This window comes from Pedobacter gandavensis (assembly GCF_032678745.1).
Classification (GTDB): domain Bacteria; phylum Bacteroidota; class Bacteroidia; order Sphingobacteriales; family Sphingobacteriaceae; genus Pedobacter; species Pedobacter gandavensis_C.
On the sequence record NZ_JAVTST010000001.1, the window covers coordinates 1,360,795 to 1,385,360 of the forward strand.

The window sequence follows — 24,566 nt, forward strand, 5'->3', positions numbered from 1 at the left end:
ATTTTAAAATATAGCGGACAAAACTAATTTAAAGCAAGGAATAGAATATGACCGAAATGTCATATTCTATTTTCTCCTTTGCTGGGTATGATCAGTGTTTTGAATGTGATTTATTTTCCAAAAATCTCCTTTAATTTCCTTTCTATTGGGCCATTAGGTTCGAATCCAACTTCTTTTAGAATTATCCTACCTTCTGGATCTATTAAAAATGAGGTTGGGTAAGCGGTTACTGTAAATTCTGATGCAATGTTACCTGAATCCCAGACCTGAGGCCATGGATTTTTAATCTGCTCCAATATCTTAAGCCAGGGATCTATGGTTGCATCCGCAGAAATACCCAGGATTTCGAACTGAGGTCCGCGGTATTTCTCGTAGAGCCCCCGCATATAGGGAAAGGATTTTTTACAGGGACCACACCAACTCGCCCAGAAATCAACCCATACATACTTCCCTTTGAACTGTGCAAAATCAACGGCTTTCCCCTCAGGGTCATTCAGCACGAAACTTTTGACCGGCTTTCCAATCCCAGTTTGTCTCATGCCCCTGATAAAAGCCGCCACACTCAGTCCCTCATTTGTTTGCTGAAGTACGGGCGACAAATCCACAAAACTCTTTTCCAGCTGACCCAGCGTCATCGCCGATTTTCCAGTAGTACTCAGCACATAAGCGCTTACAAATTCGTTAGCATTCTTTGCAACAAAATCATCACACCATTGCGCTACCCAGGCTTTTCGTGCAGAGTCTCTTATTCCAGGACCTTTCGACTTAGAAAGGGCATATAACTCCTCTCTTTTGGTAAAAAAATCAGCATACAGCACTGAAGTTTTATTTCCCTTTAGTTTAGAGGAATAAAAACCCTGCTCTATATTAAAATCCATTTTAATTGTCCCAGGTTGATCAATTAGCAATGGAAATGGGCGATAGGATTTTCTAGTTTTACGCTCATATTGAGTATAAAAAAACCAGGTAGTCCTATCTTGGTAAGGCAGTGTAATTTTAAACTGCCCCCTAACTATCTCTACAGAATCCAGTTTAACCTGCTTACTATAATAGTAGATCCGTGGATACAACTTCGTATCTCCTTTTACATGACCGATGATGGTGATATTTTTCTCCATCGGGATTTGTGCTGTGGTGGCTGTACTCATCAACCAGAAAAGTACTGACCAGCATACATTGATGCCATTAAAAAACTTTACCATACCCTATTGTCTAAAGGAACACCCCATTGTGGGTTATATTGAATCACTGAATTTGGTATTGGAAAAATAAAATCTTTAGAATCTATCATCCCCTGATATAGTTGCCCATCAAACTGATGGCTAATTTTCATTTTATTCCATGGTTTACCTACATCGAGGCTAAACCTTTTCAAGTCCATAAATCGTTTAAGACCAAGAATAGCAAGTTCCCTTCTTCTTTCATCGAGTACGGCGGTGATCACCTCATCCTGGCTACCCATCACTAAATTAGGTGTACCTGGTTTGTATCGGTACTTGCGGAGCGTATTCACATCAGCTATGGCTTCAGCCAAGCGGTTGGTACGCGCATAAGCCTCTGCCCTCATCAGCAACAGCTCAGGATAGGTAAAACCAACAGTCATGATGGTCTTGCCATTCTGTGTAGCGGTGGCATTTGATGCACTGCGGAAATTTTGTACCCGCTGCCCATCATCATAAGTTGTACCATTAAAGGTGGTCTTATAGCCAGCGGTGGATAGGTAAAACCATTTGTACCGCAAATCATTGTTCTTGTCGTGCAAGGCAATCAACTCGTCGGAAGGGTAACTCGGTGTGCCGTTAACACTGCCCGCACCAAAATCAGGAGTTCTATAATACAACATTTCTCTGCTATTTACTGCTCTAATCAGCCCATCAGGGGAATTCAGCAAGCTACCTACCGGATTAGCAGGTGTAGCCAATGATAGGCTATTGTAATCATAAATCACAGCATCCACTCCTTTTGCTGAAGCTGCAGTCCAGGCCAGGTTTGCATAATAGGCCACGCTATCGTACTTCTGGGTAAAGAGGTGGTAATAAGCCATCAAGGTTTGAGCAACCACCTTATTTGGACGTGAGGGCCAGTTTACATGATCCGGTATATTCGGGATTGCCGTACGGATATCCTTTCCTACTTTGGCAAACATTTCTTCCTGTGTACTCAGCTCTTCCATAGGTGCATTGATATCCGATTGCGTGCGATAAGGGATTACCTTTTCATTGTTGTTTCCACCAGGTTTGTATACAGGGCCAAAAACCATCGCCGCATTAAAATACCACCATGCCCTGTTCACCAAAGCCTGAGCAATAACAGCTTTACCATTCGCTTCTTCCACCGAGGATTTTGATTTCAGACTTTCTATTCCATCAATTACATTGTTAAAATAGAATACATTGCGATAACCATAGCTCCAAAACAGATCGGTGCTGGAATTCTTTTTATAGGGTTGCCTGAAAGTGTAGGCATAAAAACGTTCCAGATTCGGGTGGTTGTTTCCTACATATAGAACCTTTCCTAAGCCATCAGACAATTGCAGGTCGTCGGTAAGAAAACCTATGGAAGATCCCAGGTTATTATCAATAAAGTTCCATCGCGCTATGGTTTCGTTGTCCAATAAAGCGTCGAACTCTCCCACAGTAGCTGGGATAATTTTGCCCACCGGCTTTACATCCAAATATTTTTTACAGGATGATACTGCCAGCAAGCAGATCATCACGATCGGATATATGATATATGTTTTCATCTTTTCTCTTTAAATTAAAACTTGATAGATATGCCTGCATAGAATTCCGGCCTCAATGGAAGGGAGGTAAATCCCTGTTCTGTAAAAGCATTTCGTCCCAATGTCTGATTCATCTCCGAGGTCTCCGGATCACGTTTATCACTGTTTGCGGTAACCAGTAGCAGGTTTCTTCCCTGCAGGTATAATTTGATAGCCGACATTCCCAGACGGCTGACCGCTTTCTTATTGAGGTCGTAACTTAAGGTCAGGTCTCTTAATTTCATGTAATTTGCCGACTCCACCAGCACATCTGCAAATGGGAAATAAGCCATATCACCACTAAGTCCTTGAGTAAGCTTTGGGTAAATGGTCGTTAATTCGTCACCGGGAACTCTCCACCGTTCTGCCACATATCTGTTCTGATAATTAGATCCTCCAAATGCATCTCTTCTCAATACATTGCCAAATTTAGCGATCAGCATAAATGAAAGATCGAAAGCATGATAACGGAAGGAGTTTGTAATTGCGGTTACATATTTCGGACGTAAGGTTCCCGAAAAAACAAGGTCATCGATCTTTGTATTGCTCCCTAATACCACATTCCCATCTTTAGTAAAGTAGGTACCATTTCCATTCGCATTTAAACCTGCAAAGCGATAACTAAACTGCGCATCAATAGGATATCCTTCTTTGTAAACACTGCCGGAAGCAGCCAATTGTACCGGTCCGGTAAAATTGAAATTATATTCAAGCACCTTATTGACATTAAAACTCAATGTGGCACTGGTGGTCCAGCTAAAAGATTCATTTCTGATCACATCTGCCTCCACAAGAAGCTCAAGCCCGGTATTTTTTAACTTGCCGATATTGCGGGTTAATCCTGTGATTAAGCTGACGCCAAGCGTTGGATCATAAGTTTCTGGGGCCAATAAATCCGTACTCATTCGTCTGTAATAATCAGCCGTAATTCTCAGCCTCCTGAACAGGCCAATATCCAATCCCAAATTGACTGTACTTGTTTTTTCCCACCTAAGGGTAGAATTTGGTGGGGTAACAATGGAAGCACTATTTGCTCCCGTAGATTGAGAATACACACCGGGGCTGGTCACCAGAAAAGGACCTTGTCTGAGGGAAATATTTCCATTAATCCCATAGGTAGATCTTACATTTAACTTATCCAGCCAGCTGATTTTCATGAATTTCTCTTGTCCGAGTTTATACACTCCTCCCACTGACCAGATTGGTTTATACCTGAACTTAGGATCTGTTCCGAAGAAGTTCGCCAGGTCCATTCGGATACTGCCACTCAACACAAAACGGTTATCAAATTCGTATGAGCTATTGGCATACACTGAAACAAATCGATTGTCTCTCAAAGCCATATTCCCTATGGTCATCACTGGCTCTGTGGGTCGTGAACCAGTAGCTCCACCAAGCATATCCGTGGTATATACCCCGGAAATATAATCATCGTAATTAAATTGGGCGAAGGTTCCAGCCAGTGGATTATAGCCCAGTCTTGTAGGAAAAGCATTGTTATTAAAAACATCCCTATTGATTTCCCCACCAAGTATAGCGCTCAGCTGATGTTTGGTGCCAATTTGACGATCTAAATTCAACTGAGCCCTGATGGTATAAGCCTCGTTGGTATTCCTGCTTTCATTGAGATAGTCGCCGTTTGGAATATAGAATTTGGAAGGATTGGTTTTAGAGCGACTATCGTCAAACCATTGTCTCAGCCTAAAGGCTTCACTATTGTACAAAGTGCTGGCCGTGTTGTAACCTAATGTCCATGACCCACCAAGATCTGCGCTTAATCCATCTATAAGTTTCAGGTTTACATTGCCCCCCAACCTTACCTGCAGGCTTTTTTGTCGAACTGACTCCAGGTCTAGGTCTTCAATTGGATTGAAATTCAGCGGTTTTAATCCATCTATGGCCTGGTAAGCGCTGATCTTTTTTGGATTCACCTGGAAAATGTCCTGGGGCAATCCGGTGGCTGGATCTACGATTAAATCATATGGTCTGGTATTCGCGGCAGTTGCCAGCGGTGGAGTAAAATTGACAAAGTCGCTTAAAGTACGACCAGGTCTGCTGGAAGTTACATAATTGGCATTGGTCAATAATTTAACGGACAAGCGGTTCGAGAGCTTCCAATCGTTTTTCATATCGAAAATCAGCCTGTTGTCCTTCCCATTCTTGATATTAGATCGGCTGTCTATATATTTAAGCGCTGCATTTGACTGGCTTTTTTCGTTTCCTCCGGTAAAAGAAAGGTTATGCTGTTGCATAAAATTATGCTGCAACACATGATCCTGAACCTGTTGCAGGCCATCATTCTTTTTGAGCAATTCAATTTCTGCATTAGCTGATGCTGCCGTCATTAGTCCCAGGTCTCTGGCCACCAGGATATATTGAACTCTGGTCAGCGCAGCATTGTTGTTATACGCATTCAATGCCGTGTTTGGATTCAAGGCATATACATCAACTTCGGCATCCACATAATCCTCCGTACGAGAACGGTTTAAATACTTCAGATCGGGTTTTAATGTAATCCCGGTAGAGCCCCTGTAGTCGATCGCCAGTTTCCCTCCTTTTGCGGATTTAGTGGTGATCACAATGACTCCATTCGAAGAACGCGCGCCATAAATCGATGCGGCAACGGCATCTTTTAACACGGTAACGGATTCTATATTGTCGATATTTAAAGATTCCAGGCCCGTAGGTACTTGTACGCCATCCGGACTGAGGCTGGTTCCGGTAAGTGGGAATCCGTCCACAATGATTAATGGCGTTCTTTCTCCTTGAAAGGTTGACACCCCTCTGATTTCAACATTTCCTTCTTTGGTAACGACCATTCCCGGCACCTGACCTTCCAGAGCGGCCTTAAGATCCGGTCGCAATTTATTCTCCAATTTGGCCGCCGTAACAGTGGAGAATGCCCCGGTTGCACGTTCTACAGGAATATTCTGATAACCAGTGGAAATCACGGTCACCTCATTTAATTTTGAGGGATCACTCTGCATCACTATTGCCTTAGCTGGACTTACTGATGCAGCTTCAATTTCTTTTGATTTATAGCCAATAAAACTGATGACAAGAATCGCCTGATCTGCCAGATCTTTCAAGAGAAACTCGCCGGAATTATTCGTTTGAGTATAGTTTTTGGAACCTTTAACCAGCACGGTTGCCCCTGGCAAAGGTTTGCCATTTTCATCCAGAACTTTACCATGTATGTCTATATTTGAAGGCCGACCGATCAGATTTTCCTTCAGATCAGCTTCTTTCTTACTGACAACAACAGATTTAGCCTCTATCACATATACTAAGGGCTGGCCTTCAAAGATTTGTTTTAAGGCATCTTTTAATGGTACATTTTTAATGTTCAGGCTTACTTTTTTTGCTGTGTTTAGGGTTGAGCTACTAAACATGAAATCATAACCACTTTGCGCACTGATCTTTTCAAAGACCGTAAATAATGGTGTATTTTTCTCAGACAGCGTAATGCGTTGCGCAAAAGAGCTTGCACTTACCTGCAAAATGGCGGCGATCAGCATGAGGGTGGTTAGTCTCATAATCCTTGCTAATTTTATAGAAATGCGCAGGCGCACCCTAATTTTCCTGGTGTAAAATTGATACATTTGTTTAGTTTGGTTTTTCGTTGTGCTTAACATTTTCCAGATGAGCAGGCACAGCGTGGTTGATGATATGATTTATTATATTAATCGTTCCAGACTACGAGTCATCCCGATTGCATTCGGGGTGACTTTTTTATTTGGAAGGATCTTTTTTTTTGGCCATTATCGCATAACAGAGACTCTCCTTTCTTCGATTTTAAAGTGAACACCTTTTGTTTTTTCCAGAATCAACAGCAGTTGACTGAGGTTTTTCGTTCGGGAAACTTTTCCTGTAAATCGTTCTTCGACGGGTTTGCCCTGGTAGCTAATATCTACGTTATACCAGCGGGAAATTTGCTGCATCACCTCTTCAATACTTTCATCATTAAAGCGGAAAAAACCATTCTTCCAGGCAACGGCTGTTGCAATATCTCCAGGAACTACCTGGATGACTTCATTTTTCAAAATGGCCTGTTGACCTGGAACTAAAACTCTTCCACCGGATTTACCTGTCCTTAGGCGAATAGATCCTTCGAGCAAGGTGGTTTTTGCCGCATCTCCATCAGCATAATTGCTGATATTGAAATGGGTACCTAAAACTTCAACCTGCTGTTGAGCTGTTTCCACAACAAAAGGACGGGTTTTATCTTTGGAAATTTCAAAGTATGCTTCCCCTTTAAGTTTTACTCTGCGTAGCCCTTTCTCGTTTAAACCCGCTACATAAGTCAGACTGCTCGCTGAATTAAGCCAGACTTTACTTTTATCCGGTAAAGTCAACATATAGGTTTCTCCCTTTGCCGTACTCAAAGTATTGATCATCTCAGATTCGACATTGCGCTTCTTCAACTCATAAATCAGTTCTCCTTCAGCAGTCTTGGTTACATTGATTCCATCTTCTTTAGCAATGATGCCGTTAATTGCATCAGACAACTTAATCTGTTTACCGTTGGCAAGTGTTAGAGTCGCTCCCTGCTTGCCGGGTAAAATATCATCCTTATACGCATTGCGTTCAATGGGATTTTTTCTGGTATCTTTTAGGTAAAAGATCAGTGTTGCACTTAGGGCGATGATAATTGTAGCAGCTACGGATATAGAGCGCCATAATCTACGAGGTGTAGGAATGAAGACCTCATCATTGCCATAAATAGACTCCAATAAGCGTTGTTGTTCTTCGGCATCAAGCTCAATGCCTTGGCTTTGCTGGTCAAAAGCCTGACCAATTAATTTCTTGATTTCAGCATCAAAAAAAGGATCATTCACATAACCCCATAATTCTTCCTGCTCCAACTCTGTGATGACATCATCAAGATAACGTTTCAATAATTCTTGTAGCCGTAGATTTTCCATACGCTTGATATTATTCTGGGGCTAAATAGCTTAACCTTTAGATAACATTGACCCACAACAGGATAAAGCGGGGGTATTGAAAAAGAAATAAATACGCAAACCACTGATTTACATATATATAAAATCATCAAACTAATTTTAATTGAGAGGGATTAGCTATTTAAACAAGCTCAAAAGGAAAACAGTATAACCAATGGCATGCCTTTTAAAATGAGCCCTGATTTTTTTAAGCGCATCTTTCATATAAGCATGAACAGTTTGGGGAGAAATATTCATTTTCAACGCTGCTTCTTCATATTTCATCCCCTGTTGATGGCAAAGCAAATAGACCATCTTTTGTTGAGGTGACAAGGTTTCAATTGCCTGATTCAAAACACTTTCAGCCTCCCGGTAATTTAGCTCATCTACTGTAGAATCGCAGACTTCAACTATGTTAAGTTTAAGGATTTCATTTGATTTAGCTTCCTGAGATAGTTGGCGCAATCTATTGAAACAATGATTCCGCACCACCGTGTTTAAATACGCGCCAAAGGTTTCCAGTGTTTGTAACTTATCTCTACTTAACCATATTTTCAGAAAAACGTCCTGAACCACCTCTTTTGCCATATCCTCCGAACGGGTGATTTTCTTACTGAAGGCCAGGACGTACTTGTGGTAATTTTTAAACAGGATCTCAAAAGCCCGTTTGTCCCCCCTCGCTATTTCAGCCAATAGTTCCTTTTCATTATCAAGAGGCCTAACAAACATGATCGTTTCTATACTATAAATTTACAGCTTTTTGGGGGCAATAATACATAAATTCCTGAATACAGCAACACAAAATCAACGTCAAGATATTTTATTGCCCTCTAAGTCAGTGCATCGTGAAAAATAATGCCTAAAGTATGTCTTTCTCCCTGATGAACCTCACTTACTCCGTGTTTCATATTTACGCGATAATAACCTTTGCTTCCTTTAACTGGCCTAAAATTGGTTGTAAAAATTAGCATATCGCCTTTCTTCGGCTTTAATACGATGGCTTTTGATTGCGCTCTAGGGATTTGTTCGGTTAATACGAATTCGCCCCCTGTAAAGTCCTCCTCTGGCTCGTTTAGAAATAGAACAATTTGAATGGGGAAATAGACTTCACCATATAAATCCTGGTGTAAGGTATTGTATCCGCCTCTGCCATATTTCAAAATCAATACGGTGGCTTTGGTTTGATTATTCTCCTGGCATTGCTTCAAAAGCTGTTGATGGGTATCTGGAAAAACAGTTGGAATATTCAGCACTTTCATCCAGAGGTTCGCAACCACTGCAAGTTTTGGATATACGAGTTCTCTTATGCTTTGAATGAGCTTAGGCAATGGATAATTGAAATACTTGTATTCGCCCAAACCAAAACGATAGCGTTCCATGACCACGGTTTTTCTGTAGGTATTTGGATCATTATAAGCATTGATCTGTTCCAAGCACTCTTCTGCCGACAAGAATTTCGGGATGATGGCAAAGCCTTTTTCATGTATTGCTTCCGCTGTGTTTTCCCAATTTATTGATGCTATTTTTTCTTCCATTATGTTGTATAATTTCTTTTTAACTCCTATGCAAAAATCAAATAAGTTGAGTTACGATAAAACCCGAAACTTGCTAAATAAGCTAGAAACACAATGACTGTATCCAGCTGTAAATGAATTGATTTACAACAAAAAAATAGCAGGTCTAAATTTCCCGAACAGAAAATGAGGTGGCTGAGCTTACTTATAGATTTAAGGTGTATTTAAAACAATTGCCAAGCAAGGTTGTTCAAGAAAACAGATAAAACCCCCGATCCTTATCAATCATAAGCCTATTGTGAAGCCGATGCATGAAACTACTAAACCCAGAAATAAACCGATCATTACAAAACTATTACTGATTTTTGGCCTTGCGATTTTATTGTGCGCCGAAGGATACTTTGGCTACCAGTTGCAGCAACTTTCGGAGCAGCAGGAGCAGATCAAGGAGGATTACTCCAACATCAATAACATTAGCTCAGGCTTGTTCTCTGTAGAGCAATGGCGCGACAAGGTATCCGCTATTGTAAGTCACCAGATCCGTGATTTCACACTCAGTCCAAAGCAAAAAAAAGAACTTCAAAAGGAAGTTGAGGTAGTGATCATCGCATTAATTGACAAGGCAGAAGCGCTGATCAACAAGCCCAAAAAAACCATCGACGGAAAGATTAAGAAATTTATAGTTAAGACTTTTGTAAATACGGATAACTTCAGGGAAAAGGCCCCTTCTTTCGCAAAGGAAATCATTGCCAAAGTTTATAATCCCAGCAATAAAAAACAGCTGAGTAAAGTGGTGATGTCTAAGTTTGATGCACTGGAGCGTGCGGAATATCTGGATAGTGCAGTTGCAGCCACAAAGGCCGCAAATGAAAAAGTCTTTAAAAAATATGGTGCCTCTTCCAATGAAGAATTAAACGAAAAACTGATCTCCTCTTTGTCGCGCATCAGGACTGAAACTTACAATTATTCCTTTGCCATGTTGGGTTGTATCGTGATTGTGCTATCGTTATGGTGGATATTGAGAAAGCGGGTTGATCTGCATGCCCCACTTTTCATCATGTCATTAATGTTTGCATTCATGCTGCTGTTTATAGGCTTAACGGCCTCTATGATAGAAGTGGATGCACGCATCAAATCTGTGGACTTTGTACTGCTTGGCGAACATGTGATTTTTGAAAACCAGGTTCTATTCTTTCAGAGTAAGAGTATTCTGGACGTGGTCAAAGTATTGATCGCGCAGCCGGCTGTAGATGCCATATTGGTAGGTGTTTTGATCTTAATTTTCAGCATACTCTTCCCCGTTATGAAGCTTAGTGCTACTGGCATACACCTTTTGAGCAAGAAGAAAATCGCCAGGAATAAGATCATCAGGTATTTTGCCTTTCAATCGGGCAAATGGAGTATGGCAGATGTGATCGTTATCGCGATATTGATGGTGTACATCGGTTTAAACGGATTATTAGACAGTCAGCTAAAGAGTTTGAATATAAAAAGTGATGACTTAAATGTAATCACTACTAACAATACTGCCTTGCAGCCTGGATTTATCATATTTATCAGCTTTGTACTCTATGGTCTTATTTTGTCGACCATACTAAAATTTATTTCCCCACATGAAAGCCACTAGAAAAACAGTCCTACCCAATATCCTGCTCCTTGCTGGCCTGAGTCTGCTGCTTTGCGGAGAGGCCTGGTTTGGTTATCGTGTATCTACCCTCTCCAGTCAGCAGCAGGAGATAAAAACAGATTATAGTGTGGTGAACAACATTACCTTCGGTATATTATCTGTAGACCAATGGCGGGAAAAAATGGTCGCTGTGGTAGATGGAAAGGTCAAGGAATTTGACATGACGGCGGGCCAGAAAAAAGAGCTTCAGAAAAAGGTAGAAAAACAGTTAAACCAACTTGTAGACAAGGCGGTAGCTGATGTCAATAAACCGCAAAAAAGCATAGGTGGAAAGCTCAAAAAACTGGCTTTCAATGCAGTGGTTGACCCTGAAGAGATAAAGGCAGAAGTCCCTACTTTTGCTGCGACCATTGTAACCAGAATCAATAAACCCGCAAGTAAGAAAAGGCTCAAAAGCATCATCAATAGTAAAGTAGATCAATTGGAAAATGAAACTTTCGACAATACCGAGCCAGCCAGCGCTAGGGTAACCAGGCATGTCTATAAAAAATACAAGGTCTCCAATACCAAAGATTTTGAAAAAAAGATCAATCTACAACTGACTCACATTGAGACACTGATGTATAATTACACTTATGCAATGATTGGTTGTGTGTTATTAGCCCTCGGTCTTTGGTTGCTGCTTAAAAAGCAAGTACGACTACATACTACGCTTTATATCCTTTCCCTTTTGTTTGCCTTTGTACTGTTATTGGTCGGTGTTACGGCTACAATCATAGAAGTTGATGCACGCATCGAGTCGCTGAATTTTACGCTGCTTAGTGAGAAGTTAGCTTTTACCAATCAAGTCTTGTTTTTTCAAAGTAAGAGTATAACCGGTATAATTTCGTCCTTAGTTGATCAGCCAAAACCTGATGCAGTACTGGTTGGCATACTCATTTTACTCTTCGTTATCATTCTGCCTGTGCTTCGAATGATGGGTAAAGGCATTCTGATCTGGGGCAGGGAAAAATACGCCGAAAATAAACTGGTTAGATTTTTAGCTTTAGATTTAGGAAAATGGGATATGGCTGATGTGATGGTTGTCGGTATTGCGATGACTTATATCGGCTTAAACGGGATCTTGCAAAGTCAGCTCTCTAGTTTGAATATACAGGAGGAACTGCTCTCTACCGTCACCAAAAACAATACTTCCTTGCAGCCAGGCTATTATATATTTGTTGCCTATGTGGTATATGTATCGATATTATCCCTGATTCTAAAGCGACTAAAGCCTATAGAAAAATAAAGAAGCTTAGCAAGCTTCTATCTTTGGGACACCTCCTCTATGTAGAATAATTCTAAATAAATTTTGTTTGTAACAGAATAGATGCAATATTTGCCGTCAATTAGAATTAATCTAAATAAACATATGAATATACTTCGACTCCTAAATTTAATAACGCTCTTCACGTTATCCTCCATTATAGCGCATGCCCAGCAAGGCAATAGCATAAAAGGTAAAGTATTGACGGCCGACGGCCAAGCCGCAGCCTATGTTAGCGTAGGCTTGAAAGGCAAAGGCATTGCAGTTACTACAGACGACAAAGGAGAATATAGCTTTGTAAAAATAAAAGATGGCCAATACATCATTCGCGTTTCTGCCATAGGTTTAAAAACTGCCGAGAAAGCAGTAACAGTCTCGGGCAATCAGACCTTAAATGTAAATTTCAGTTTATCAGAAAGTGCGGATCAATTAAAAGAGGTGGTCGTTTCTGGCAATAAAAAGAAATACAAAGTTGACGCCCCTTCTTCCTCATTAAGATTAAATGAGCCATTATTAGAGGTACCACAGAACATTCAAATCATTACTTCTGCAACACTTGCCGACCAGCAAATTACCAGCATGAGTGATGGCGTGATCAGAAATGTAAGTGGGGTAACCAGATTAGAACACTGGGGTGATTTGTATACCCGTGTAAATACTCGTGGTGCAAGGGCCGCAGCTTTTAGAAATGGGATCAATTTAACCTCAGATTGGGGCCCACTTACTGAAGACATGAGTTTTGTAGACCATATTGAATTTGTGAAAGGTCCATCTGGCTTTATGATGTCTAACGGTGAACCAAGCGGTATTTACAATGTAGTTACTAAAAAGCCTACTGGAAAAGATTTCAATGGTGAAGCCTCTTTTACCTTAGGTAGCTATGATATGTACCGAAGTACTTTAGATCTGGATGGCAAATTGAACAAATCTGGGAAGCTATCCTACAGGTTAAACTTAATGGGACAAAGTAAAAATTCTCACCGCGCTAATGAGTATAACGATCGTTACAGCATTGCTCCTGTAATTAGTTATCAGGTTGATGATAAAACCCTGATCACTGCAGAGTACAACTATCAGCATGTTAAATTATCTGATCTTGGTTCAGCTTATGTGTTTGCTCCGGATGGCTTTGCAACACTGCCTAGAAACTTTAGCATGTCGGAACCTGGTTTAGAACCTAGTATTGCAAAAGAACACAGTTTATTTTTAAACATGCAGCACAATTTTAATGCGAACTGGAAGCTGACTACACAATTGGCTTATGTAGATTTCAATCAGAAATCAAGTGATATATGGCCTGCATCAGTAGCGACCAATGGCGATATCATTCGTGATCTTTACCTATTTGATGCGGCATTGAAATACAAATTCGGACAGGTATTCTTAAATGGTCATGCTACAACCGGAAGCATCACTCACCGTATTTTGGCTGGTTTGGATGTGGGCGACAAGGAGCGTTATTATGACTTCGGCCAATCTGCTCCGCTTGACAATGCCGCTAAACCGTTTAACATTTACAATCCAGTATATGGCGCCCCTGCAAATGGAATTCCTCAGTTTGACCGCAGCAAAAGTTTATACCAAAGAGGTGCAAACAGCCGCGTTAATCAGTCTTATACTGGCTTATATGTACAGGATGAGCTTCGTTTCCTGGAAAACAAAATCCGCTTAACACTTGCCGGAAGATACACCTTCGTTAAACAATCTGAATATGGAGTAGCTACGGAGGATAAAAAATTCACTCCCCGAATCGGTTTAAGCGTATCTGTTGATGAGCAAACCTCTGTTTATGGATTATATGACCAGACTTTCATTCCACAAACGGGTTCTATTAAAAGTGGCGCGCAACCTAAACCAATTACCGGAAGCAACATCGAATTCGGAATCAAAAAAGATTGGTTTGATGGCCGCTGGAACACCACTATTGCAGCGTACCGCATCCTTAAAAACAATGAATTATCTCCAGATCCAACCAGTACTCCTGCTGCTCCATACTCTTTACAATTAGGACAAAGCACTACAAAAGGTATTGAGTTCGACTTACGTGGAGAAATCCTGCCGGGATTAAATCTGATCGCCAATTATGCCCTTACAGATTCGAGAGTAAGTAAAGCAACTGAAGTTTATGGAGTGGTTATTCCTGTTGGAACTAAAATAACAGGTTATGCTAAACACAATGCCAATGCATGGTTGAGCTATAAAATTCAACAAGGAGAATTAAAAGGCGCCGGAATATCTGGTGGTTTCAGCTACCTGGCTGATCGCAGTTCATGGTCATGGGGAGGTTCTGGAACTCAGGAAATGCCTAGCTATTTTAAACTAGATGGTGGTGTTTTTTGGGAAAAGGAAAAAATCCGCTTAACGGCAAATGTCTTTAACATCTTAGACAAGTACCTATATAGTGGCGCTTCTTATGGCAATTATTATTACTGGCAAACTGAAGCACCAAGAAATTTTAGACTAAGCATTGCTTACAAATTTTAATACCATCAATGTTGAGTAACAAAAAAAACAAGTTCAAATATTGGACAGGACAGTTACATTTATGGCTCGGATTAATTTCCGGGCTATTTGTGTGTTTTTTAGGAATTACCGGATGTATACTGGCCTTTGAACGCGAAATTGAAAATATTACACAGCCCTATCGCTTCGCAAAAGTAGAACAGCGTGCTAAGATCGCTCCCTCTTTACTTAAGAAAATTGCAGATAAAGCCTTGCCAGGAAAACATGCCCATAGTGTGGGCTACCAGGAAGGGAAAGCCTCTCAGGTAGTTTATTTTGCAGAAAACCCATCTTATTATTGGATCGTGTTTTTGAACCCTTATACCGGCGAAGTCCTGAAGGTTAAAAACATGGATGATGACTTTTTCAGGATTGTGATCATGGGGCATTATTACCTTTGGCTTCCTCCTGATATCGGTCAGCCAATCCTTGCTTCAGCTACCCTAATGTTCTTGTTTTTACTGATTTCAGGATTGGTATTGTGGTGGCCAAAAAACAAAGCTGCCAGCAAAAAGAGATTTAGTATCAAATGGAATGCAAAATGGAAGCGGGTAAATTATGACCTGCATAATGTACTTGGTTTTTACATGACCTGGGTTCTTATTTTTATTGCCGTAACCGGCCTGGTTATGGGCTTTCAATGGTTTGCAAAATCAGTTTATTGGATTTCCTCTGGAGGAGAACCGATGAAACAGTTTGTGGAAAGCTACTCGGACACGACGCGGGTAAATACAGCTATAGGCAAGACACCTGCTGTGGACATCTTGTGGGCTAAAACTTTAAATGGTTTACCTGGCTACACTGGAGGTATCGAAGTACATGTGCCGGAAAATGCAAAGTCGGCCATAGAAGTAGCCATCAATCCAGATACGGACACCTTTTGGAAGGCCGATTATCTTTATTACGATCAACATTCTTTACAAGAAATGGAAGTCACGCATAGTTATGGAAAGCTGAAAAATGCAAGTGTTGCAGATAAGATTACCCGGATGAACTACGACATCCATATTGGTGCTATTGCAGGCTTACCAGGTAAGATTATCGCCTTTCTGGCGAGTTTAATTGCTGCAAGTTTACCCATCACAGGTTTTATGATCTGGTATGGACGTAAAAAGAAAAAAGCAGCTTAATAAAAGTATTGGTATTTCTAAGAAATAATGCCGCAGGGAGTACCTGCGGAATTATTTTGATGGCTCCCTATAAATAATGATGCCTATTATTCATTTTTGATCTTCATCCCACCAAAAGCAGCGAAACAAGAATTCTTATGAAGGATTTCAATATGCTTAAACCCTACTTTGGCCAACAGATCAAGTTGATAATTTAAGGATCGTGGGCTATCCTCGTAAGCGATGTAATCAAACACTTTTTGTGCATATTCCTGGCCTCCCAATGTTTCCAGGTATTGGCGGTATTTATCCTGAAAAAGCTGGTTAACCTGTTCTGAATCGTGCGTAATTAAATCAGAGATCCAAATACTGCCCCCTGGTTTAAGGGCGCGATAAATTTTAGTAAAAACAAGCTCCCAATCAGCATCAGTACGTAAATGATGGAATGTTGCAGCGGCCAGCACAATATCAAAATGATGCTCAGGTAAATCAAGATTGCGCATATCGTCTTGTATCAATGTTACCTTACCATTTGTTGCTACAGAAACCCTTTCGTTCGCTTTTTCCAACATTGGCAAACTCAAATCGTTTAGGGTACAATTCAGGTTAGGAATTTTGCTTAACATTTTCAATGTATAATTACCGGCACCACAACCGATATCCAGTAATTCTTTAGCATCCGGACTCAAGTATTTTGCAGCTGATGTACACAATTCCATTGTTAAAGGGGCATCAATCGTTGTTTGTTGTCCGGATTCAAGATTTGAAAAACGTGCCACGTCCAGATCAAATCTAGCTCTGATCTCTTCATTGTTTGCCTTTTCTGAATATTCTGTTTTCATATGTTATTTTTTTATTTGTCAAAACTAAATGCTTTCATCATATTTGAAAAATACCAATTTTATCAACCTACGATACTCAGTAGGTATCATCAATATGGAACTCAGACATCTTTTATACTTTAAAACAGTTGCAGAAGAGCTGCATTTTACGAAAGCTGCCAACAGACTTTTCATTTCTCAGCCCCCATTGAGTCGCCAGATTAAGGAACTTGAAGAAGAGCTGGCCGTCCAATTGTTTAAACGTAACAACAAGCAGGTAAGCCTAACGGAAGCCGGAGCATACTTCAAAAAAGAAGTGGACGAAATATTCGCGAAGCTGGAAGAAAGTAAAAGTATCGCTCGCCAAATTCATTTGAGTGTGAGTGGCGAATTAAAGATAGGTTATATCAGCTCGGTTTATCAATCTTATCTGGCAGAAATCTTAAAGGCAATGCGCAAAGAATTTCCTTACATAAAAACCGGCTTATTTGAAATGCCAACTGTGAGCCAGATCGAAGCATTAGAACAAGGAAAATTAGATGTAGGTATTTTAAGAGCACCTGTTCTTTCTGAAAAACTCCAGATTAAAACGCTATTTTTTGATCCATTTGTAGTGGTTATTCCTCATTCCACACAAAAGTTCAGAACGAATAAGGAGCTGGCTGAGTTTTTAAAAAAGAGCCCATTTATATTCTTCAATAAGGAGTTTGCACCACATTACAATCAGAAACTAATGGAGATCTGCAAGCGCATGCAATTTACACCTGACATTACACATGAGGCTAACAATGTACATTCCATATTACAATTAGTAGAGGCCGGTTTGGGTGTATCTATACTTCCTTTATCACTAAAAAAGCAATATGATTATTTAAAACTTTGCTTTATTGAACTCCAGGATATACCTGTAAGCACGGAGGTTGTTATGGCCTATAAAGCCAACCATAGGAATCCTGCATTGAAATGGTTTATTGAAAATTACAGTAATACCAATGAATAAAAAACACCTATTTCTGATCTTTTTCCTGATATTTTTCAAAAGCACTCTTTGTTACCTTTTCTCCAAACAGGTAATAGCTTTCAAAAAGAATGCTCTCATCAGGTTTGTACATACGTGAAACGCCATGCCTTTTCCCTTTTTCATAGCTAGAGTCCATCTTCTTCTTACCCATCATAAATGATGTCGATAAACCCTCCTGTAAATCGTCTTTGTAATTGTTTTCTGTTATAATTTGGCCATTATTATAAACCCGGAAAACACCATTTCGCAGGTCATTTTGATAGTTCCCCTCAGTGCTGAGTTGATCGCCAGAATAGGTCAAAGACAAACCATCTTTTTTACCCGCCTTGTATTCTGATTTATTAATGATTTTTCCATCTTTATACATTGCGCTGCTGCCATGCTGCTTTCCGTCTTTATATTCCTGACTTAACCAGACCTGATCATTGGTATCGTAATTCTCTTTTAAACCGTTACGCACACCATTTTTATAATGCAGTTTAGACTCTATTCTTCCACCTTGCGTGTACCAGAAAGCTTCCCCGGTAATCAGTCCTTTTTTAACCGTATATAAAGCGAAACCACCTTCATCAAAAGGGATTTTATACTCCCCCTGCAATAGCTTATCATTTAAAGAGAGGATCATTTCAGTACTATCCTTATTGTAGGTTTTCTTCAGGTGTTGCCATTTGATCTCTTCGGGCAATTGCGCAAAAAGATTTATACTTAGTCCAAGAAAGAGAAAGGTAAAGCTGAGTTTTATACTAAAGTTTTTCATGTTTTTCACTTGCGTATGGTCCATAAGGAACATTAGATTATTTCCTGAAGGTATGGATTTCAAGAATAATGATGATAGTAAATTATGTATTTTTAAGCTTTTGCGAAAACAAGAAGAAAATGGGCATTCAGGTTTTAAACCACAACGGGGAAATTAAGCGCAACATATTGGCTGAAATCTTTTGGTTTTCTTCCCAGCGCCTCTTCTACCCCATTTGTTATAGATTCATTACGTCCATCCAGCACTTCCTTGAACAAATAAGAGATTAAAGCAATCGCCTCTTCGGGAACCTGATATTCCCTCATTTGTGATACATATTCGCTTAGTGGAATATCCAGGTATTCGATGTCACGATGACTAGCCTGAGCAATTTCATGAATTGCCTCCTTGAAACTCAACAGGCGCGGACCGGTAACTTCATATACCTTATTATCGTGTTGCTTATCGATAAGCGAAGCAACCACTACATCAGCAATATCATCCGCATCAATAAATGGCTCTTTTACCTCCCCAGCAGGCAGCGCAACATATCCGGCTAAGATGGGCTCCATTAAGAAACTTTCAGAAAAATTCTGATTAAACCAGCTTGCCCTAACGATTGTCCAGTTCAAACCGCTTTCCATTACAATTTTTTCGCAGCGCTGTGCTTCAGGTTCCCCACGGCCAGACAGCAACACTAGTTTTTGAATACCTGCTTTTTTCGCCATGTTTACGAAGAGGTCAATACATTCTTCTGCGCCTTTAACTGCCAGGTCTGGTTGAAAAGTGATATAAACACTTGTTACACCTTTCAACACAGGCGCCCAGGTGTTTTTATCTTCCCAATCAAATCTCGGCTCAGTAGAACGAGAAACTTTTCTAACCACGATGTTTAAGGCCTCCAATTTCTTTGCTACCCTAGACCCTGTTTTACCATTGGCACCCAAGACCAATATTGTTTTTGAATTATTTTCCATTGTTTTATTTTTATCCAAAGCTATTGCCATGGAAAACCAAAAAATAGAACAAAACCGACAAAATTCAGGGTCTCAGCTCAGCAAGGTTCTCTGCCAATTCGGTCGAACGCTTCTGATATTGATAAGGTGATAAACCTGTAAATTCCTTAAAAGAGCGAATAAAATGCGATTGATCTGCATAATTATTTTCATAAGCCAGATCGGACAGCTTATCGAATTGATGATGATTGAGCTGTTTTAATGAGGATTGAAACCGGCATATTCTGGAAAACAACTTCGGCGTAATCCCTACGTACTGCTTAAATTTCCTCTCGAAATTTCTTTCAGTAAGGTAGAGTTCTTCCTGTAAGACTTTCAGAGAGGTACCGCCACTCGAATGCATGATCTTATCCATAGCAAACTGCATTTCGGCCTCCTTCCCAGATGGCCTGGCCTTAATTTTAGTCAACATAAACTGACTTAAAACTTCTATTTTCTGTATCGCAGAACTAACATCATGAAGTCTTTCCGACAAAAGACTTTGGTTTAGCTCAACAAGTTCATCGAGTTCAAGACAGGAATCTGTTAAAGGATGTGCATTTAATCCAAATAATGAATTTAGGGCATTTGGCTGAAGACATACCCCCAGCATATCGAAATTACCATTTAACAGGATCTCTGAAGGCTGTGTGGATTGTCCAAACAAAAATAAAGAGGGCAATACCTTTTGATCACGAACAAGCTTCCCTTTGCTATTTTCCTGAAATATAATCCCCGGGCAACCATCAGCAATAGTCCTTAGGGTCTTTTGATCCTGCTGAACTCCCTGCTTTGTTTCCAAGGTATAAAAATACCTGACAAAGGGTTTAAGTATTTCGGAAGGTAAGAAAGTCTGAAAGTTCATAGGTCATGGATATAACTATCTAAATTTAATGATTTTATACCATCTTAAATAGCCGGAAATAAAATTGTAACAATCAATCTGTTCAACATTCTAACCAGCGCTGATTCGAAATCAATTGGCAGCTAATTATGAAAAAACTTTTACTGATCTTAACCTTTTTTAGTCTTTCAATTTCTATTTTACCCGCACAAGAATTGAGAGATAAAGTTGCATCAGGAACTCATAAATCTATTGAGTTGGAAACTGACCAGCTCTTTAATAAGCTTGTTAAAATCAGAAGAGACTTTCATGAAAATCCTGAGTTAGCAGGTCATGAAAAACATAGTCAAAAAGTGATCAAAGAATATCTGCTTAACTTAGGTCTTGAAGTTCAAACCAACATTTATGGTTATGGTGTAGTAGGGATTTTAAAAGGATCCCGGAAGGGAAAAATAATAGCATGGAGATCTGATATGGATGCCCTACCAACTGATGCGCCAGATGAGCTACCTTTCAAGTCCAAAAACAAAGGCGTTCGACATGGTTGCGGTCATGATATACATATGGCCATTGGACTGGGAATAGCAGAGGTTCTGGCAAAAAACAAGAAATCCCTAAAAGGAACGGTTTATTTTATATTTCAACCGGAAGAAGAAACCTTTGTTGGGGCAAAGAGTATGATTAACAATGGTTTGTTTTCCCGAATAACACCCGATGAGATTTATGGATTACATGTTACCGCATTACCGGTTGGGCAAATTATGGTCAAGCCAAATGAAATGTTTGCCTACCAAAAGAGGATTAAAATTCAACTAAACAACGAGGTATCGAAGGAAGACGCAACAGTATTATCGAAAAAGATCTACAGCACTTTATCTCGTGCAAAAGCCAATAGTAAGCCCTGGGAAATACAAAATATTGCTGACCCCAATATCGGATTACTGAACCCCAACACCATTTTCAGCGATTACCTGATCATAGATGAGCATTTCAGAACCTATTCTAAAAATGACAACCTATTTCTGGAAGCAAATTTATATGAGACAAATTCCTCTAATCTGCAGCACATCATTCCTAAAGTAAAACAGATAATAGAAGATAGTGGTTATAAAGAACAACTACTTTCCCTCTCATTTATACAAGAAAACCCAACGATTATCAATGACGAGAAATTAACGGGATTTGCAGTAAAAGCGCTTGAAAATATTTATGGAAAAGAGGTAGTCACCACTAATTACGGTCAATTTCCCTTTTTTAATGATGACTTTGCCTATTTCCAACAGAAAATCCCTGGTGTTTACTTCTTCCTTGGAGGCTCTAACTTTAAAAAAGGAATGGTTGCGATGAATCACACACCAAATTTTCAAGTTGATGAAGAGAGCATTAGAACTGGTGTCAAATATTTTTCCTCCTTAATTGTAGAACGGCTGAATAAAAACTAACCGCAATAGCAAATTAGCCCCATTAATTGGCTTTCGTTTTGAAATCAACCAGATATGGTTTTAAGGGAAATCCTTTTAGATTTCTGAATCCTTTATCCACAAGAATCTGATATTGACGATTAGGCTCGAGTTCTATCTGGAAGCTCAGTGATTTACCATCTGCTGAGAAACCCATGAACTTTTTCAAAGGAAGTACGTTTTCTTTTCCTAATGGCCCCAGCTCAAAATTTCTATGGCCTTTATCCATTGGTTCAGAAAAGTTAATGGTAATTTCGGAAATAGCCGAGTTAACGTCCTTAGTGCCTGAAGGCTGAACGGAGACTACAAAGGGTCTCTTGGCTTCATATTCTTTCTTTATCCTTGCAACTGGTTTTTCAAAATAACCAGATTGTGTGACATATTTGGCGAGATCATTTTCATTGTTATAATCTAGCTCAATCATATCCTTGATCGCCTGTTTTTTATTTTTTGATTTATTGTAAAAGCCCTCGGCGATGGCATAGCCCACGTAATAACCAAGATCCCTGATTCCGAATTCATTTTTATCACTACTGTACAACCAATATCCATTCGATTCATTAAACATTTCTTCAGAAAACACCTGTTTTATTCGCTCATGATTCATCTTCCCATAATTTAGCGCAGCTAAGGTTGAGGCAGTTCCAGTGGCTTTCTCTGCCAGCAGTTCCGCAATTCCTTCTAAAACACATTGTCCAAGCAGGCTATTGGCGATAGTGGTTTTTTGTTGCGTATGGACATATTCATGCACATTGGTAAAGACAAGGGTTTGGATCGGACTTGTTTTGAAGAAAGCATGTAAGCCCGGTAAGCTTTCCGCAAATTCCTGCGTGTTTGTCTGATCATCGACCATAGAAATCTCTGAACCGATCAACACGAGGCTATCCATGGTTGTCCCACCGGACCTGAAGGCTCCAACTGTAAAGTAAATTTTTGCAGGACGTAAATCAGGATATAATGCCCTTAATCTCTCAATGTTTTCTGCAATTTTAGCGGAGAAATCTTTCGCCCTAAACATATTTTTGCGAATCGACTTCCAGAATATTGGGTATTTATGAATTGCTTCGATATATGATTTATTGGTATACCTTCTTGCTTTCATCATCGCTATTTGCCCAGGGCTGGCCTTAGCAATAAAGTCGCGATCTAAATATTCATACTGTTGCGTGCTATCTTTGCTGCTTACTATTTTATCATAGGCCGTCCAGAAATGATCAACGTCTGTAGTTATAAAATTCATGGAGCTATTCTGCGCAAAAACAGCGCTGCAGAATAAAAGGCAAATGATGGTCAGGTTCACTTTCATCACCACAAGATACAATAAATAAGAAAATGTTGCATCCGGATTAGGCTTAGTCATGTGTGGTTGGTTTTCTTCCTACAAACCTAATTACGGCTCCTTGTCCGATGTGGTATTTACCTTCTTCTAAAACCACCACACGCTCCTCTAACACCAATGGTTCATAATCTTTGAAATCAGCCTGGATCTCTGCTATAGAAAACAACATATCGATCTCTTTTGGTCCGCCAACCTTAGGATCAATAGTACTGAAATTCAGGTGTTGTTTACTGAAAGCCTCCATGATAATAATGCCCCCAGGTTTAAGGTATTTCTGTAGTTTCTTATGGAGAATTGATTTGAGCCCGGCAGAAAAATGCGCGTAAATCAAGGCAATGGCATCAAAGGATTCCGGTTCAAAATCCAGGTCTTCCAGATTCCCTACAATATACTCGATGGAGACGTTTTTTTCTTTTGCGAGTTCCAACGCTTTTAACTTTCCTTCTACGCTTAGATCGAAGGCCGTCACCTGCCAGTTTAATTCTGCAGCGTACACTCCATTGCGGCCTTCGCCATCTGCAGGCATCAATATGGCCCCTGGTTTAAACTGTTGAAGCCAGTCTTTGAAAAACAAATTCGGTGCTTTTCCATAGGCAAATTCAGGGTCTTTGTAGCGTTCATCCCAACGCTCTTTATAGGCTGGGTTCATGGATTCATTCATAATTTCTATACTTAAAATTGTTCAAAAATCAGTTTATTAGTCGCTGTTGCGCCGGCTATTGCCCCCATGGCAACTGCATTTGCGACGGAGCGTAAACGTGTGGTATTGTCTCCACAGGCAAAAACACCTGCCATCGAACTTTGTTGAAATTGATCGACAATGAGGAAGCCATCCTCGTTCAGTTCACATCCTAAAGTCTCCGGAATACGGCAATGTTGCTCAAATGGATTTCTCGAATAGATCGCCTTTAGCACTGAACTCCCTTGATCTTTAAAAATCAGACTTTGTATATATCCTTCCTCGTGTTCCAATCTTTCAATTTCATTTTCGACGACCTTGATGTTGTGCTTATTCAATTGATCAGTTTGTTCGTTTGTTAATTTGGAAATACCATTGGTAAAGAGGGTTAAATCTCTGGTCCAGTTTGAAATTAGTTTGGCTAGTTCAAAACCTGAAGCACCATTACCGAGGATCCCGGTTTTCTGATTGCGGACCTCATAGCCATGACAATACGGACAATGAATGGCTGAAATTCCCCAGCATGCTGCAAATCCTTCTATGTCTGGTAAGACATCTCTAATTCCTGTTGCAAAAATTAATTTGCTGGCATTGAATATCTCTCCGGAAGCGACCTTAATTTCAAAGCCGTTTTCGGTCTTTAAACCTTCGGTAGCTAGACCCCTAAAAAACGTTACCGATTCATATTTTTCTACCTGCGCTCTTCCAATACCTGCGATTTCTTTTGGTGTTTTTCCATCCTGGGTAAGGAAGTTATGGGAAAAAGGTGTTTGCTCATTACATGGTTTTTCATTGTCGATGATCAATACTCTTTTTAATGCCCGACCTCCAGCCATGGCTGCTGAAAGTCCTGAATAGCTGCCTCCTATAATGATAATATCGAATTGATGGTTGTCCTTCATGTTTGAT

19 protein-coding genes are annotated in these 24,566 nt (G+C 40.0%); 6 read left to right on the plus strand and 13 right to left on the minus strand.

Features of this window, described 5'->3' with window-relative positions; genetic code table 11:
- Positions 1-110 precede the first annotated feature (110 nt).
- The 6 genes from R2S10_RS05565 to R2S10_RS05590 all read right to left on the minus strand — a co-directional run bounded on the left by R2S10_RS05565 (position 111) and on the right by R2S10_RS05590 (position 9,239).
- A complete protein-coding gene (locus tag R2S10_RS05565; protein ID WP_316839454.1) occupies positions 111-1,202 on the minus strand; it encodes a TlpA disulfide reductase family protein in 1,092 nt (363 codons plus the stop codon).
- Positions 1,196-2,743, minus strand: a complete 1,548-nt coding sequence (locus R2S10_RS05570) for a RagB/SusD family nutrient uptake outer membrane protein (RefSeq protein ID WP_316839455.1) — start codon at positions 2,741-2,743, stop codon at positions 1,196-1,198. The genes R2S10_RS05565 and R2S10_RS05570 overlap by 7 nt, the downstream gene beginning before the upstream one ends.
- Positions 2,744-2,757: 14 nt before the next feature.
- The gene (locus tag R2S10_RS05575) at positions 2,758-6,297 is read right to left on the minus strand and encodes a SusC/RagA family TonB-linked outer membrane protein (protein WP_316839456.1); all 3,540 of its coding nucleotides are present in this window, start codon (positions 6,295-6,297) and stop codon (positions 2,758-2,760) included.
- Positions 6,298-6,522: 225 nt separating this feature from the next.
- Positions 6,523-7,686, minus strand: a complete 1,164-nt coding sequence (locus R2S10_RS05580) for a FecR family protein (RefSeq protein WP_316839457.1) — start codon at positions 7,684-7,686, stop codon at positions 6,523-6,525.
- Between the two features lie 156 nt (positions 7,687-7,842).
- Positions 7,843-8,433, minus strand: coding sequence for an RNA polymerase sigma-70 factor (locus tag R2S10_RS05585; RefSeq protein ID WP_316839458.1), 591 nt, complete (start codon positions 8,431-8,433; stop codon positions 7,843-7,845).
- A gap of 101 nt (positions 8,434-8,534) precedes the next feature.
- Positions 8,535-9,239: a 2OG-Fe(II) oxygenase gene (locus tag R2S10_RS05590; RefSeq protein ID WP_316839459.1), complete on the minus strand. Its 705-nt coding sequence runs from the start codon at positions 9,237-9,239 to the stop codon at positions 8,535-8,537.
- 286 nt (positions 9,240-9,525) lie between these two features.
- Here R2S10_RS05590 and R2S10_RS05595 point away from each other — a divergent pair, with 286 nt between their 5' ends.
- From R2S10_RS05595 to R2S10_RS05610, 4 genes are all read left to right on the plus strand, one after another.
- A complete protein-coding gene (locus tag R2S10_RS05595; protein ID WP_316839875.1) occupies positions 9,526-10,845 on the plus strand; it encodes a paraquat-inducible protein A in 1,320 nt (439 codons plus the stop codon).
- Positions 10,832-12,133, plus strand: a complete 1,302-nt coding sequence (locus R2S10_RS05600) for a paraquat-inducible protein A (RefSeq protein WP_316839460.1) — start codon at positions 10,832-10,834, stop codon at positions 12,131-12,133. Before R2S10_RS05595 ends, R2S10_RS05600 begins: the two co-directional genes overlap by 14 nt.
- 123 nt (positions 12,134-12,256) lie before the next feature.
- A complete protein-coding gene (locus tag R2S10_RS05605) occupies positions 12,257-14,635 on the plus strand; it encodes a TonB-dependent siderophore receptor (protein WP_316839461.1) in 2,379 nt (792 codons plus the stop codon).
- An 8-nt stretch (positions 14,636-14,643) separates the two neighbouring features.
- Positions 14,644-15,783 carry a PepSY-associated TM helix domain-containing protein gene (locus R2S10_RS05610; protein ID WP_316839462.1) on the plus strand — a complete coding sequence of 380 codons (1,140 nt, stop codon included), beginning with the start codon at positions 14,644-14,646 and terminating at the stop codon, positions 15,781-15,783.
- An 86-nt stretch (positions 15,784-15,869) separates the two neighbouring features.
- Here the strand turns inward: R2S10_RS05610 and R2S10_RS05615 are convergent, their stop codons facing one another.
- Positions 15,870-16,604 carry a class I SAM-dependent methyltransferase gene (locus tag R2S10_RS05615; RefSeq protein ID WP_316839463.1) on the minus strand — a complete coding sequence of 245 codons (735 nt, stop codon included), beginning with the start codon at positions 16,602-16,604 and terminating at the stop codon, positions 15,870-15,872.
- Positions 16,605-16,632: 28 nt separating this feature from the next.
- On the opposite strand from R2S10_RS05615, the gene R2S10_RS05620 reads away from it, so the two are divergent.
- On the plus strand, positions 16,633-17,583 hold the full coding sequence (locus R2S10_RS05620) for a LysR family transcriptional regulator (RefSeq protein WP_316839464.1): 951 nt from the start codon (positions 16,633-16,635) through the stop codon (positions 17,581-17,583).
- Positions 17,584-17,590: 7 nt separating this feature from the next.
- Here R2S10_RS05620 and R2S10_RS05625 read toward each other — a convergent pair whose 3' ends face one another.
- From R2S10_RS05625 to R2S10_RS05635, 3 genes are all read right to left on the minus strand, one after another.
- Positions 17,591-18,385, minus strand: coding sequence for a toxin-antitoxin system YwqK family antitoxin (locus R2S10_RS05625; RefSeq protein WP_316839465.1), 795 nt, complete (start codon positions 18,383-18,385; stop codon positions 17,591-17,593).
- 110 nt (positions 18,386-18,495) lie between these two features.
- Positions 18,496-19,317 (minus strand): NAD(P)H-binding protein, encoded by an 822-nt coding sequence (locus tag R2S10_RS05630; RefSeq protein WP_316839466.1) that lies wholly within the window; start codon positions 19,315-19,317, stop codon positions 18,496-18,498.
- Positions 19,318-19,381: 64 nt separating this feature from the next.
- Positions 19,382-20,200: a helix-turn-helix domain-containing protein gene (locus tag R2S10_RS05635; protein WP_316839467.1), complete on the minus strand. Its 819-nt coding sequence runs from the start codon at positions 20,198-20,200 to the stop codon at positions 19,382-19,384.
- Positions 20,201-20,328: 128 nt separating this feature from the next.
- Between R2S10_RS05635 and R2S10_RS05640 the strand changes: the two genes are divergently transcribed.
- Positions 20,329-21,621, plus strand: a complete 1,293-nt coding sequence (locus R2S10_RS05640; protein WP_316839468.1) for an amidohydrolase — start codon at positions 20,329-20,331, stop codon at positions 21,619-21,621.
- 22 nt (positions 21,622-21,643) lie between these two features.
- Here R2S10_RS05640 and R2S10_RS05645 read toward each other — a convergent pair whose 3' ends face one another.
- The 3 genes from R2S10_RS05645 to R2S10_RS05655 are packed head-to-tail and all read right to left on the minus strand — an operon-like array spanning position 21,644 to position 24,559.
- Positions 21,644-22,999 (minus strand): Ig-like domain-containing protein, encoded by a 1,356-nt coding sequence (locus R2S10_RS05645; protein WP_316839469.1) that lies wholly within the window; start codon positions 22,997-22,999, stop codon positions 21,644-21,646.
- Positions 22,992-23,639, minus strand: coding sequence for a class I SAM-dependent methyltransferase (locus tag R2S10_RS05650; RefSeq protein ID WP_316839470.1), 648 nt, complete (start codon positions 23,637-23,639; stop codon positions 22,992-22,994). The genes R2S10_RS05645 and R2S10_RS05650 overlap by 8 nt, the downstream gene beginning before the upstream one ends.
- A gap of 11 nt (positions 23,640-23,650) precedes the next feature.
- The gene (locus R2S10_RS05655) at positions 23,651-24,559 is read right to left on the minus strand and encodes an NAD(P)/FAD-dependent oxidoreductase (protein WP_316839471.1); all 909 of its coding nucleotides are present in this window, start codon (positions 24,557-24,559) and stop codon (positions 23,651-23,653) included.
- Positions 24,560-24,566 lie beyond the last annotated feature (7 nt).